The organism is Hominiventricola sp., assembly GCF_057604405.1.
In genome coordinates this window covers 1-12,866 of the sequence record NZ_DBLYVB010000016.1, presented here as the reverse complement: position 1 = coordinate 12,866, position 12,866 = coordinate 1, and the positions used below count along the sequence as shown (strand labels likewise).

Annotated in this window: 12 protein-coding genes and 6 tRNA genes; all 18 read right to left on the bottom strand. The window is 45.8% G+C overall.

Going from position 1 to position 12,866, the window contains the following annotated elements; translation table 11 throughout:
• Positions 1–77 precede the first annotated feature (77 nt).
• Positions 78–1,883: a CHASE2 domain-containing protein gene (locus ACZMB2_RS10150; protein ID WP_487596662.1), complete on the bottom strand. Its 1,806-nt coding sequence runs from the start codon at positions 1,881–1,883 to the stop codon at positions 78–80.
• A gap of 21 nt (positions 1,884–1,904) precedes the next feature.
• Positions 1,905–2,759 (bottom strand): 16S rRNA (cytidine(1402)-2'-O)-methyltransferase, encoded by an 855-nt coding sequence (gene rsmI / locus ACZMB2_RS10145; RefSeq protein ID WP_487596661.1) that lies wholly within the window; start codon positions 2,757–2,759, stop codon positions 1,905–1,907.
• The gene (locus tag ACZMB2_RS10140) at positions 2,746–3,681 is read right to left on the bottom strand and encodes a PSP1 domain-containing protein (protein WP_487596660.1); all 936 of its coding nucleotides are present in this window, start codon (positions 3,679–3,681) and stop codon (positions 2,746–2,748) included. Before ACZMB2_RS10140 ends, rsmI begins: the two co-directional genes overlap by 14 nt.
• A 1-nt stretch (position 3,682) precedes the next feature.
• Positions 3,683–4,672 carry a DNA polymerase III subunit gene (locus ACZMB2_RS10135; protein ID WP_487596703.1) on the bottom strand — a complete coding sequence of 330 codons (990 nt, stop codon included), beginning with the start codon at positions 4,670–4,672 and terminating at the stop codon, positions 3,683–3,685.
• Between the two features lie 17 nt (positions 4,673–4,689).
• Positions 4,690–5,307 carry a nucleoside/nucleotide kinase family protein gene (locus ACZMB2_RS10130; RefSeq protein WP_487596659.1) on the bottom strand — a complete coding sequence of 206 codons (618 nt, stop codon included), beginning with the start codon at positions 5,305–5,307 and terminating at the stop codon, positions 4,690–4,692.
• Positions 5,308–5,313: 6 nt separating this feature from the next.
• Positions 5,314–6,702 carry an aminotransferase class I/II-fold pyridoxal phosphate-dependent enzyme gene (locus ACZMB2_RS10125; protein ID WP_487596658.1) on the bottom strand — a complete coding sequence of 463 codons (1,389 nt, stop codon included), beginning with the start codon at positions 6,700–6,702 and terminating at the stop codon, positions 5,314–5,316.
• Between the two features lie 2 nt (positions 6,703–6,704).
• On the bottom strand, positions 6,705–7,049 hold the full coding sequence (locus tag ACZMB2_RS10120) for a DMT family transporter (RefSeq protein ID WP_487596657.1): 345 nt from the start codon (positions 7,047–7,049) through the stop codon (positions 6,705–6,707).
• Entirely contained in the window at positions 7,030–7,389 is a 360-nt protein-coding gene (locus tag ACZMB2_RS10115) for a hypothetical protein (RefSeq protein WP_487596656.1), read from the bottom strand. The genes ACZMB2_RS10120 and ACZMB2_RS10115 overlap by 20 nt, the downstream gene beginning before the upstream one ends.
• A complete protein-coding gene (locus ACZMB2_RS10110; RefSeq protein WP_487596655.1) occupies positions 7,386–8,510 on the bottom strand; it encodes an ATP-grasp domain-containing protein in 1,125 nt (374 codons plus the stop codon). Before ACZMB2_RS10110 ends, ACZMB2_RS10115 begins: the two co-directional genes overlap by 4 nt.
• A 24-nt stretch (positions 8,511–8,534) precedes the next feature.
• Entirely contained in the window at positions 8,535–9,668 is a 1,134-nt protein-coding gene (gene rffA, locus ACZMB2_RS10105; RefSeq protein WP_487596654.1) for a dTDP-4-amino-4,6-dideoxygalactose transaminase, read from the bottom strand.
• Positions 9,669–9,685: 17 nt separating this feature from the next.
• Positions 9,686–11,395 carry a glycosyltransferase family protein gene (locus ACZMB2_RS10100; RefSeq protein WP_487596653.1) on the bottom strand — a complete coding sequence of 570 codons (1,710 nt, stop codon included), beginning with the start codon at positions 11,393–11,395 and terminating at the stop codon, positions 9,686–9,688.
• 19 nt (positions 11,396–11,414) lie between these two features.
• Positions 11,415–12,029, bottom strand: a complete 615-nt coding sequence (locus tag ACZMB2_RS10095) for a cytidylate kinase-like family protein (protein WP_487596652.1) — start codon at positions 12,027–12,029, stop codon at positions 11,415–11,417.
• 117 nt (positions 12,030–12,146) lie between these two features.
• Positions 12,147–12,219: transfer RNA gene (locus ACZMB2_RS10090), tRNA-Lys, on the bottom strand.
• Positions 12,220–12,250: 31 nt separating this feature from the next.
• Positions 12,251–12,323 (bottom strand) — tRNA-Phe (locus tag ACZMB2_RS10085).
• Between the two features lie 24 nt (positions 12,324–12,347).
• Positions 12,348–12,421: transfer RNA gene (locus ACZMB2_RS10080), tRNA-Met, on the bottom strand.
• A 46-nt stretch (positions 12,422–12,467) separates the two neighbouring features.
• Positions 12,468–12,549: transfer RNA gene (locus ACZMB2_RS10075), tRNA-Tyr, on the bottom strand.
• Positions 12,550–12,553: 4 nt separating this feature from the next.
• Positions 12,554–12,626: transfer RNA gene (locus ACZMB2_RS10070), tRNA-Val, on the bottom strand.
• A 38-nt stretch (positions 12,627–12,664) separates the two neighbouring features.
• Positions 12,665–12,738 (bottom strand) — tRNA-Asp (locus tag ACZMB2_RS10065).
• Positions 12,739–12,866 lie beyond the last annotated feature (128 nt).

Sequence of the window (12,866 nt, the reverse complement as noted above, 5' to 3'; positions counted from 1 at the left end):
CATAAATACCAACATATTTAGCTTAATATAGAACGCTTCTTTTCGCAATTAAAATAGATGATAAAAAGTCCTGATTTCTACAATACTTCCTCCACACTGTAAACACAGATTTCCTTCGCCTTACCTTTCAGCGGGATCATGCCTTTTTCCGTGACGCGGATACGGTCTTTCAGTGCTTCATAGACCTGCTCACTGATAAGAATTTCCCTTGCCATTGCCTTTCCTTCCAGCCGGGATGCTGTATTGACCGTATCTCCGATGGCCGTATAGTCCATCCGGAAATCACATCCCACGTTGCCAACGACGGCAGGACCGCAGCTGATACCGATTCCAAAATTAACTTTCTTATGAAAGCGCTTTTCCATCCGGTCTTCCAGATCCTGCGCTCCCGCTACGATGTCTCTTGCTGTACAGACTGCCCGGTAAATATAGTCGTCAAGATCGAAGGGGGCATTGAAGACCGCCATGGTGGCATCTCCGATAAATTTATCCAGTGTGCCGCCATTTTTGAAGATGGCATGGGTAGTCAGATTCAGATATTCATTCAGAATCTCCACCACCTCCTCTGGTTCCAGATTCTCTGAGAGGGAGGTAAATCCGCGGATATCCACGAACATGGCTGCAATCTCTCTCCGCTCGCCACCCAGACTGATCTGGAACTCACCGCCTTTGGACACCTCATCCACGATCTGGGGCGCCACATATTTTTTAAATGCACGCATAATCTCCCAGCGCTTTTTCTCCCCCACCAGATAACCGGATACCACATAAAATACATAGACTACACTCAGAATAAGAGGCAGATAGATAAGGGGCATCACATATCCGTTTCGATACAGCAGCGTTCCCACAGCAAATTCCGCCACCATAATCACGGTTGTCAGAATGCCGGCTGCCCAGATTTTGCTTTTCCAGATAAACCGGCTGCAAAGGCCTGCGACCAGTGCCATCAGTACTGCCAGCAGCCATTTGTTGACCGGAACTGCTGTCTTCTCCTTCAGCAGCGCATCTACAATGTTTGCATGGATTTCCACACCGTACATCTGGGTCTTCCGCTGTACTGCCACGTGGAAAGAATCCTGCATTCCCGGCGCATAAGCTCCGACGAAAACAATGCAGTCCTTAAAGACTCTCGGATCAATGGTTTCATTTAAGACATCGCACAGAGAGACGTTTTCATACTCTCCGCTCCGTCCGGAATAGTCAAATTCAAACTCATGGTTGGCATAGACTTTGGGCTGATAGCAGTCTTCTCCCATTTTTTCCATGTAAGCCGCATAGGTGGCATAAGCCAGACTGTAGATCTTTTCAGAACCCACATTCGCCCAGGCAATGGCCTGACGGATATATCCATCCTCATCCTGCACCGTATTGGCAAAGGCATCTCCGGTCACCTCACGAAGTGCCGGATAGGATTCCTCCATCATGGTAATATGAAGGGGATCCACATAGTAATCCCCATTTGCATCCTGCTTTGTGGTTGCCTGATAAACCAGGTTCGTGGCAGTAATGACATTTCCTGCCTGTCTGCAGGCTTCCGCAAACCGTTCATCTCCCTCCTTGTCCATCTCATTGATATACAGAATATCGAACGAGATGACGGCAGGCGCATTTTCCGGATCCTGGCTCAAAATTTCCACCAGCCGCGCCGGGATCTCCCTTGTCCAGGTATTATACTGCCCCAGCTCACTCAACGTCTTTTCATCAATCTTGATAATTTTTATTTTCGCATTCGTTCCCTCCGGCTGCTGCCACATCTGATCGGTCAGCGCACGGTTTGCCGCATACATAGGTTGAAACATGCAGCATAAAAAAGTAAGCAGCATGACAACTGCTATTCCAATGTCATACTGCTTCACATGTTTTTCCAGAAAATTTTTCATTGATCCCGCCGTCCTTTCAGATTACTCTTCCTCAAGAAGTGCCTGATAGATCTCCCGTTTACCGACTCCCCGGTCTTTTGCCACCTGCTTCATGGCATCCTTCCGGTTCATTCCCTGCTCTTCATATAGTTTCATATGATCACCAAGGGACATTTCCTTCCATGCATCCTGGGCTTCCTGCTCCATCTGCTGTCTGGAACAGCCTTCCAGTACAAGGACATATTCTCCTCTTGGTTCATTCTGTTCATAATAAGGAACAGCCTCCTTAAGCGTCGTCTCAAAGCCGGTCTCATGCTTTTTGGTCAGTTCCTTGCAGACAGTGATGTTCCGGTCTCCAAGCTCATTCAAAAGCTCCTGAAGTGTCTTCACAAGGCGGTGGGGAGCTTCATAGATGATACTGGTGCGGGTCTCTGTCTTCAGTTCTTCCAGAACAGCCCGGCGCTCCTTTTTATCGGTTGGTAAAAATGCTTCAAAGCAGAACCGTCTGGTAGGCCGTCCGGAGATGACCAGCGCTGTCACACAGGCACAGGCTCCCGGCACTGCCGTCACGGGCACTCCCGCATCCCGGCACATACGGACCAATTCTTCCCCCGGATCGGAGATCCCGGGCATTCCGGCATCTGTGATCAGGGCGATATTTTCCCCCTCCAGCAGACGCTTTACCAGATACTGGCCTTTATCGATCTTATTGAATTCATGGTAGCTGGTCATGGGCGTGTGGATATCAAAGTGATTCAGAAGCTTCACACTGTTCCGTGTATCCTCCGCTGCGATCACATCCACTTCTTTCAGAATCCGCACGGCCCGGAAGGTCATATCTTCCAGATTGCCGATCGGTGTGGCGCACAGATACAATGTCCCTTTACTGTTTGTCATGGGGTTTTGCTTTTCCTTCCTTGCGATCCAGTGCTTCCAGCTCCCTTAGTGCCTTATCATTCTTATCCTCCGCACCTTTATTCTTTCCGCTCTTCTCTTTTCTTCGGCGCGGTTTGAACCGGAGTTCTTCTACCGGATATTCCCGGATTTCTTTTTCTTCATTTGGCAGGGTAACAATGACTTTTACCAGCTGGCGAAGCACATTGACAGAGCTTACTTCCCCCTTGCTTCCGTCCTGGGCCGTTACATAATCCCCAATGCCCGGAAGGCGGCTGTTCAGATCCTCATAGGTCTCCTGCTCATGCTTCAGACAACACATGAGACGACCGCAGACACCGGAGATCTTGGTCGGGTTCAAAGACAGATTCTGCTCTTTCGCCATCTTGATGGATACCGGCAGGAACTCTGACTGATGGGTATGGCAGCATAACGGTCTTCCGCAGATACCGATGCCTCCCAGAATCTTGGTTTCATCCCGGACACCGATCTGGCGAAGCTCGATTCTGGTACGGAAAACAGCTGCCAGATCCTTTACCAGCTCACGGAAATCAATTCGTCCGTCTGCTGTAAAATAAAACAGCACTTTATTATTATCAAAAGTATATTCCACATCAATGAGCTTCATTTCCAGCTTGTGTTTACGGATCTTTTCCAGACAGATTTTGAAAGCTTCTTTTTCTTTCTCTTTATTCTCCTCTGCCTGTCTGGTATCCTGCTCCGTTGCCATCCGCATGACCGGTTTTAATGGCTGTATCACCTTGCTGTCGTCCACTTCTTTATTTCCAATCACTACATAACCGTATTCCAGCCCTCTGGCCGTCTCCACGATGACATAATCCCCCGTTTTCACTTTCAGTTTTCCCGGGGAAAAATAATAAATCTTTCCTGCATGCCGAAAACGCACACCGATTACTTTTACCATATCAGTTCTCCTTCATGGTCAGAAGCAGAAGCTCCATCACCATATCAAAATTCACGTTGGCATTGAGACGGATTTTTGCCTTCTCCAGTGCCTTCAGAATGCATTCCAGCCCTTCATAAGAGCTTTCCTTCGCCTTCTCACGGATCGCATTCATTTCCTCCGTAAAAATCAGGTTATCCGCGTCCTGGGTCGCCTTGAACATCAGGACATCCCGGTACCACACCATCAGAAGGTCGAGATAATCGTTGATCTCCATCTTATAGGTACCGATTTTTTTCAGATCTTCAATGAGATCACTTACTTCCATTTCAGAAATATATTTTACCAGATGAATGGCATGCTCCAGCATTTCCGTAAAATTATCCGACAATGCCAGCCGTCTTGCCTTTCCTACATTTCCCTGGGCAAATGCTGTGCAGACATCTGCCTGATAATCCGGAATCTGCAGATCCTCCATCAGATATTTTTTAATCTTGTCTGACGCAACCGGCTTTAAGTCCAGCACCACGCATCTGGACAAAATGGTCGGGAGCAGCATGCCCGTATTTGTCGTCAGCAACAGAATCACTGCATAGGCAGGCGGCTCCTCTATGGTCTTCAGAAGGGCATTCTGAGCCTGAGGTGATAACTTCTCCGCTTCGTCTACAATATAAATCTTATAAGGGCTGCTGTAGGGCTTAATCTGAATATCTCCATTGAGCTGCCCTCTGATATCTTCCACACTGATGGTGTTCGGCTTCTCATGGGTCACCCGGATGATATCCGGCTGATTCATACTGACTGCCTGATGGCAGGACTGGCACTGCATACAAGGTTCCGTCCCTTTTTTCTCACACTGAAGGGTCTGGGCGAAAATGCCCGCCAAAAGCTTCTTCCCGGATCCCTTTTCTCCGTTGATAATATATGCATGCGATACTTTGCCCAGTTCGATCGCTTTTTTCATATGAGCAATTGTCTGCTCATGTCCCAACACATCTGCAAATCCAGCCATCGTCTCACCTCTCTTGCTTAACATCCATTGCGCTCATTATAGCATATGCCGGCTCTTTTTTGAATGAAAAGTTTTATCTGTGCAAAGCATGTTTCCAAATCCTGATTTTCAAATTTCTCCGTAATTCCGGCTTCTTTCAGATGTTTCTCTGAAAAATCTTCCGTGTCCGCCAGAAATCTTCTGCAAAGCTCCGTATATTTGGGTTCTGCCTGCTGCCGCTCTCTTGCAAGGGCCCTGCTTAAACGTTCTCCATCCTCCACTTCCACGTACACCGGAAGCATATGCTCTTCCCCAAAATACCCTTTCATGGCATTCCAGGAATCCAATGTACCAATCACTGCATAGGACTCTTTTTCCAGATCCATGGATTCTTCCCGGACGGTAAAATATTTCCACACGCCGTAAACCGTATCGTAGGCCCGCAGCTCCACAATCCGTCCTTCTTCTTCCAGCTTCTGCAGATGCTTTTCATCCACAAAATGATATTCGATTCCTTCCTGCTCCCCTTCCCGGATCGGGCGGGTAGTATAGGGAATCAGTTTTTTCAGATGAAGCTCCTGATCCTCCAGAAGTCTTTTATAAATTGTATCCTTGCCCGTGGAACTCTTTCCCATAAGACATATGATTTTTCCCATAACCTTTTATTCCTTCAATAACTCTATTTTTCCCTTGTGGACACCATAGACGGTCAGCCCTTCTTCCAGATAGACCATCAGGCGGTCCAATACCTTCCGGTTGATCCGTTCTCCCGGCACCAGCAAAGGAACCCCCGGCGGATAGGGCATAACAAAACCTCCGCTTACTGCGCCTTCTGCATTTTTGATTTCCCGCTCACAGGTTTCTCTCTGAAATGCCTGAGCAATCCTGAAGATCTGTCCGGTAGGGATCACCGTATCCATTTCCCGTTCTTTCAGCCTTTGTTCCGGACAAGTTTCCAGTATCCGGTCCAGTTCTTCCAACGCCTCTGCAAACCGACATAGATCTTCTTCCCGATCAGCTACCGTGGTAATGGCACAGGCATAGGTGCTGCATGCCATCTCCATCTCTATCTTCCATCGTTTGCGAAGCAGCTCTGCCAGATCCTGTCCGGTCACGCCTCTTCCTGCTGCCGATAACAGAATTTTCGACCGGTCCATACCCGGCACTTCCAGAAGTTTTACTGCCTGCAGATTCTGTATTCTGTCCCGGAATCGATCCAGCCTCTCTCCAAAAGCGTCAAATTCTGCCAGATGAGAAGCCGTCCATTCCATACACTGGTCAATTCCCGCCATCAGCACATAGGAAGGACTGCTGGTCTGATATACAGACAAAAAATACCGGAGCTTCTGACGATCCACCAGATTTCCATTCAAATGAATCAGCGCCGTCTGCGTCAGGCTTGGCAGTGTTTTATGGACACTGTGAATGACCACATCCGCTCCGCTTTTTATAGAGTCCTCCGGAAAATACGATGAAAATGGAAAATGTGCCCCATGAGCTTCATCCACAATAAGCGGAAGATTTTTCTTATGTACCACTTCCGCAATGGCCCGCACGTCCGATACGACACCGTCATAAGTAGGTGAGGTAAGAAAGACCGCCTGTATATCCTGATGCTGTTTCAGTTCTTTTTCCACATCTGATGCGAGAATGGGACCGTTTATCAACATTTGATCTGCCGGTTGTGGATAAATATAGTGGGTTTTTAAATTTCCAAGAAGTGCCGCGTGATAGACGGATTTGTGGCAGTTTCTTGCCATGAGAAGGGTTCCCCCCTGAGGCACACAGCCGGCAACTGCCGAGAGAATTCCTCCGGTACTTCCGTTAATAAGAAAATGGGTCTCCTCTGATCCATAGAGATTCGCTGCCCGGTTCTCCGCTTCCCGCAAAATACCTTCTGCATGGTGCAGATCATCAAACCCGTCAATTTCTGTAATATCAATAAAAAACGGATTTCCAAGATCCCCCATGCGCCGTTTGTGCCCCGGCATATGCATGGGAAGATAATCGGAATCCGCATATGTTTTTAATTGCTCTGCTAATTTACTCATGTCTATAAAGAAAATACGATAATGCCAATGACCGTAACAAGAATAGAGGCAATTCCTCTTTTCGTCGGGCGCTCTCCCAGCAGGAAGACTGCCAGAATGGTTACCCAGATAATTCCTGTGGATTCGATCATGGGCGTTACTTTTAATTCCACACCCCGGTAGGCAAATACATTCAGAATCGTTGTCCCGAAAAGGAGTCCGTATCCCAGGATCACTCTCCAGTTCAGAAATTTAAAAATAAAGTTTTTATGTTCCATTTCGGCTGACTGTTTCAGCAGAATCTGTGACAAGGATGCCACAAAGACCGCCAGAAATGCCAGCACATAACTAATGTTCATCCATCCCATGCAGACTGATCCCCACAATAATAATGATACTTCCAATAATGTTGTTGATCGTGATCTGCTCTTTAAATAAAAGAACTGACCAGAAAAGAATTAATATATAGAGAATTCCTTTTCTCAGATACGCTGTGGTCAACGGTATCATTTCCAGAAGGAACTGCCACATGATTGCATAGACTCCGAGACAGCCAATGGCCAGCGCATAGAAAATAATAAATTCTCTGGACATGGTCTCATACATGCCCGCATATTTGATAAATACAGAGCTCAGACTCTGAATCACCAAAGATAAAGCCAGCAATATCAGAATCTTACCTCTATTTCCTGTTTTCTGTTCCGTCATGAAAGACCTCCCTGTTTCAAATCTTTCACTGTAATATAATAACCAATTCTTGTGGAACTGTCAGATACATGTCCTGCATGACTCATATCCAGTTCACTGATCCGGTAGATGTCTTCCGGATGGGCCTCTTCATAAGCCCGCATCTTCTCTACATCTTCCTCGGTGAACAGGAAATGAATCCGTGCCTCCTTCGGCTCTGTCTTTCTGACAATCTGCGGTTCTTTTCCACAGGCAACGTCAATCACCATTTCCATGAAATCATATCCGGTAGACAGGGGCACCAGATCTGAACCAATACAGTCACCGCCCATGCGGGAACCAATCTCGATAATCCGTATATCACCTTCCGGTGTTACCTTAAACTCTCCATGAGAGGCACCATCTGTAATCTTCAGTGCATCCAGTGCCGCATACATGGTTTTATGCACCTTTTCCAGCGTCTCTTTAGAAAGATCACTGGGCTCACAGTGCCCGGTTTCAATAAAATGCGGTGCTCCGGTGGTATATTTCTTGGTCACTGCCAGATTCGTGTGTTTTCCCCGGTAGGAAATCGTCTCATAGCTGTACTCATTGCCCTCAATATATTCTTCCACAATCGCCTTTTTCTCGAAAGACTGCTCCACCGCGTCCTGAATTGCCCCTTCCAGATCCTTAAAATCCGTAATCTTGGTAATGGCACGGCTTCCGGAACGATCTGTCGGTTTTACAATAACCGGAAGCTTCATCTTATATAGTTCATCCTGCACCTGATCTACTTTATAAAAAGCCGGTGTTGGAATACCTGCTTTCAAAAAAGCGGAACGCATGGCATATTTGTTGGTGGAAATCTCAATACATTCCGGCGTATTTCCCGGAAGTCCCAGCCCTGCTGCTACTTTGCTGACCGTAATATTTGCCAGATCCGATGCAATCGTTGCCACCGCGTCCGGTTTGATCTCTTTACATTTTTCCAGAATCTCATCAATCTCCACAATACTGACCGGATAAAAATAGTCTGCTGTCCGCTCTCCGATGGAACCATCCTGCCATGCAAAAACATGGGTCTCAAATCCCATTTCTTTCGCTTTCAGGATTAACTGGTTCTGGAAGTCATTGGCTCCGATGATCACTATCTTTTTCATAATCTTCCTCTCAGCTTCTATTAACTAACGCTCGTAGAATTCCACAACTTTGGAAGCAATATAACGAACCTGTTCCTCTTTCAGTCCATAGAACATGGGCAGTCTGGTCAGACGTTCGCTCTCCTTGGTCGTATATACATCCTCTCCATGGAAACGGCCGAATTTTTGTCCTGCCGGTGCTCCGTGAAGTGGGATGTAATGAAATACTGCCTGAATTCCATTGTCTTTCAGATATTTGATGAATGCCGTACGCTCTTCCAGGTCTTTTGCTTTAATGTAGAACATATGGGCATTATGTGTACAATGCTCCGGAATATAGGGAAGTTCAATCTTTCCGGCATCTGCCAACGGTTTCAGAAGTTCATAATAAAGATTCCAGCTTCTCATACGGTCATCAAATATCTCGTCTGCAGCATCCAGCTGTGCCATGAGATAAGCTGCATTCATATCACCCGGCAGGTAGGAAGATCCTGCATCCACCCAGGTATATTTATCAATCTGTCCACGGAAGAATTTTGCACGGTTGGTACCTTTCTCACGGATAATCTCCGCACGTTCCACATTAGCCGGATCCTTGATGAGAAGGGCACCGCCCTCTCCCATACTGTAGTTCTTTGTCTCATGGAAGGAGAAGCAGCCATAATCACCGATCGTTCCCAGAGCTTTGCCCTTATAGGTACTCATGATTCCCTGTGCGGCATCTTCAATGACCAACAGGTGATATTTCTCTGCCAGCTCCATGATCTTATCCATCTCACAGGAAACACCTGCATAATGAACCGGGACAATCGCCTTTGTCTTCTCCGTAATGGCTGCTTCGATCTTGTTCTCATCGATATTCATAGTATCCGGGCGGATATCTACGAATACCGGAACAGCCCCTCTTAATACAAATGCATCTGCCGTTGATACGAAAGTGTAAGACGGCATAATAATCTCGTCACCTTCTTTGATATCCGCCAGCAGTGCTGCCATCTCTGTCGCATGGGTACAGGAAGTCGTCAGAAGCGCTTTTGCAGTCCCTGTCTTCTTCTCCAGCCATTCATTACAGCGTTTTGTAAACGGACCGTCACCGCAGATCTTATGATTCTTTGCCACAGCCTCCTCAATATATTTCATTTCTGTGCCTATATAAGGCGGTACATTAAAATCAATCATGTCTTTTTCCTTTCCCTTCAGCGGTTTGTCAGAACAATTCCGCGTCTCATGTTTTCCACAACATATCCCTTCTCTAAAAATGACTGGGCAAACTCCGTGTCGAGAATGCTTTCGTCATATTCATAACAGTAAATCACCGTCGGAAGTTTTTCCGGATGCAGTTTATAGTAAAGCGGAATCAAAGGATCCGTTTCCTGTGTCATCCAGGTGGAATAGGCCGCACACTCTGCGTCCGTATTCAGATACATCCACGGTGCAATTCCAACTACAAACAACCGGTCCTCTTTCGTAAGCTGAAGATCATTCATATCATCCAGCACATTTTGATACAGGATTTCATTTTCCTGTGACGTATGGATTCCCTTCAGCGGTCCTTCTTCCAGCTGTGCGGTCAGATAGGGCATATGCTCATCTCCCCACACGTAAACCATACGCAAATACAGACAGGATGTAAACTGCAGGAACAACAGCAGGCAGAACAACTCTCTGACCACTTGCCTGCATAGATTATGGTCCTGTTCCCGAATTGCATTCCATACCAGTAAAATGGAAGCTGCTGATGGAATCATATAAGCTGCTGATACCGTCAATATTCCGGTATCCGTTGCAAAATGTGCAAGAAGTGTATAAAAAAGCCCCGGCACATACCAGCACCAGAACAGCTGCTGATCTCTTTTTTCCGTAGTTACATAGGCAATGATTCCAAGAAAACTTAATGGAATCATAATATAATTAATACCTACCACATCTACAACGGAACTATAACCAAAAAATCCATAAAGTACCACATAAGGAACTGCTGCAGCAATCTCCGCTGTAAGATACAACCAGCGGGGAAGCTTCTTCTTCTGATCCACCACCCAGGCTATCAAAAGAATTGCAGTTATATAAACCTGGCCCTTATAATACCGATGAATCCGGATAAAGTATTTTGCAAATTTCTCCAGAAACGGTTTCTTTCTCTCCGTATCCATAACAATGTAGGAAAAGCTTTCCATAATTTCAGAAAAATTTGCTCTGGAAAATACAAAAATTACAAACAATACAAAGATGCAGAAAGCACCGATACCCATGAAGAAAAAGCTTCGAATATCGAAAATTTGAAGCTTCTCCCGGCTTTCTCCCCGCTTTCGCTTCCGCAGCCACATAGCTGCGCAAATAATTCCGTAAATAAAAAACAGAACAACTGCATAAGGATTCGCCAAAACTGCGCAGGCGGTAAACAGACCACACAAGAATGCATTTCCAATCGTCCACTTTTCTGCGGATGCCAGAGTTACCAACGTCAGCAGTACAAATCCAAATGCCAGTGTATTATAAGAAAGACTGTTGATATTATATGGTGTGGACATAAAATAAAACAATGCTGGTAAAATCCGGACCCAACCAAACCGTTTCAGCCTGATATAACAGTAAGCTGCAGCTGCTCCATGTACCAGAAGATAACCAATACGAAAAATGAGGATCATTTCCGCATTGGAATGATGAAATAACCGAATCAGACTGTAAAACGGATAAATTAACAACGCAAACAGCTGTACATTATTCCACTCATCCACCAGCATGGCATCACCCTGAAAAAACCGATAGACGGTACTGATATAAAAAATCTCATCATTTTTATTAAATCCAAAAAACTGTCTCCACGCAAACAGGGCAAACAGTACCACCATAACAGCCGCAAATATCCACGTCTCCAGCCTCATCGGTTTTCTGGTTGTACTCATAATCTCTTCCTTACTTCACTTATTTCGCAATCGTTAATGCCTTTTCAATCATTTCCACACATCCATCAATGCCCAGGATACCGCTGTTCAGACTCAGATCATAGTTTGAAGCCATACCCCACTCCTGGTCCGTATAATATTTATAATGATTGGAACGGGCTTTATCTTTTTTCTTCAGAATTGCAGACACATTTTCTTTTTCCAGACCAAAGTATGTTACCGCACGTTCCATTTTGCTCTCCATATCTGCATATATGAAAATGTTTAGTACGTCTTTGCGTTCCCGCAGGATATAATCCGCACAGCGGCCTACAATCACACAGGAGCCTTTTTCTGCCAGATCTTTGATAATCCGGTTCTGAATAAAATAAATCTCATCCTGCAGAGACATTCCATTTCCGGATAAAATATTATTTGCATAGGAAAGGCTGCTTGCGATGTTAAATAACAGGCTGCCTGTCATTCTCTCTCCTTTTTCTGCCACAAAATCCTGTGCAAATCCACTCTCTTTAGCTACCATATCAATTAATTTTTCATCGTAGCAGGGAATTCCAAGTTTCTCTGAAAGCTTCTGACCTACATAACGTCCACCACTTCCGTATTGTCTACTAATTGTAATAATCTTTTTTTCCATAATAGAGATCCCTCCTCCGTTGCCATTCCTCTTTATTTTACCCTATTTCCACCTATTTGTCATCCGCGTAATAAAAAAACTCGTCTTTGTCGGCTGACAAAGACGAGTTCTAATTCATGAGACATCGGGGATTCGAACCCCGGACAACTTGATTAAAAGTCAAGTGCTCTACCAACTGAGCTAATATCCCATACCTTTGTGCATAAAGCTTACACACAAAATGCCCAGAGCCGGAATCGAACCAGCGACACGAGGATTTTCAGTCCTCTGCTCTACCAACTGAGCTATCTGGGCATACGAGTAAATGGCTTACTCAAATTGCGGGGGCAGGATTTGAACCTACGACCTTCGGGTTATGAGCCCGACGAGCTTCCAGACTGCTCCACCCCGCGACGTTATAAAATTTGTGGATTAAGTGGATAACTCACTTAATCTAAATGGATGGAGGTGGATTCGAACCACCGAAGCAATTTGCAGCAGATTTACAGTCTGTCCCCTTTGGCCACTCGGGAATCCATCCATAATGGGACCTATAGGGCTCGAACCTATGACCCTCTGCTTGTAAGGCAGATGCTCTCCCAGCTGAGCTAAGATCCCATTTATTAAATTTTAAAAGAAACACTTTCGTGTTTCAACGACCCGGATGGGGTTCGAACCCACGACCTCCGCCGTGACAGGGCGGCGCTCTAACCAGCTGAGCCACCGGGCCGTATGAAAGCTATGTGCCTTCAAAACTGCATACAGTCAATACTTTTTCTTTCCAAAACCTTACACCTAAACCTCTTGGTTAAGCCCTCGACCTATTAGTAACAGTCAGCTTCACGCATTACTGCGCTT

Bases quoted from the DNA above. Each gene is read 5' to 3' on its own strand.
- ACZMB2_RS10150 (WP_487596662.1), bottom strand. From the start codon at position 1,883: ATGAAAAATTTTCTGGAAAAACATGTGAAGCAGTATGACATTGGAATA.
- rsmI (WP_487596661.1), bottom strand. From the start codon at position 2,759: ATGACAAACAGTAAAGGGACATTGTATCTGTGCGCCACACCGATCGGC.
- ACZMB2_RS10140 (WP_487596660.1), bottom strand. From the start codon at position 3,681: ATGGTAAAAGTAATCGGTGTGCGTTTTCGGCATGCAGGAAAGATTTAT.
- ACZMB2_RS10135 (WP_487596703.1), bottom strand. From the start codon at position 4,672: ATGGCTGGATTTGCAGATGTGTTGGGACATGAGCAGACAATTGCTCAT.
- ACZMB2_RS10130 (WP_487596659.1), bottom strand. From the start codon at position 5,307: ATGGGAAAAATCATATGTCTTATGGGAAAGAGTTCCACGGGCAAGGAT.
- ACZMB2_RS10125 (WP_487596658.1), bottom strand. From the start codon at position 6,702: ATGAGTAAATTAGCAGAGCAATTAAAAACATATGCGGATTCCGATTAT.
- ACZMB2_RS10120 (WP_487596657.1), bottom strand. From the start codon at position 7,049: ATGGGATGGATGAACATTAGTTATGTGCTGGCATTTCTGGCGGTCTTT.
- ACZMB2_RS10115 (WP_487596656.1), bottom strand. From the start codon at position 7,389: ATGACGGAACAGAAAACAGGAAATAGAGGTAAGATTCTGATATTGCTG.
- ACZMB2_RS10110 (WP_487596655.1), bottom strand. From the start codon at position 8,510: ATGAAAAAGATAGTGATCATCGGAGCCAATGACTTCCAGAACCAGTTA.
- rffA (WP_487596654.1), bottom strand. From the start codon at position 9,668: ATGATTGATTTTAATGTACCGCCTTATATAGGCACAGAAATGAAATAT.
- ACZMB2_RS10100 (WP_487596653.1), bottom strand. From the start codon at position 11,395: ATGAGTACAACCAGAAAACCGATGAGGCTGGAGACGTGGATATTTGCG.
- ACZMB2_RS10095 (WP_487596652.1), bottom strand. From the start codon at position 12,029: ATGGAAAAAAAGATTATTACAATTAGTAGACAATACGGAAGTGGTGGA.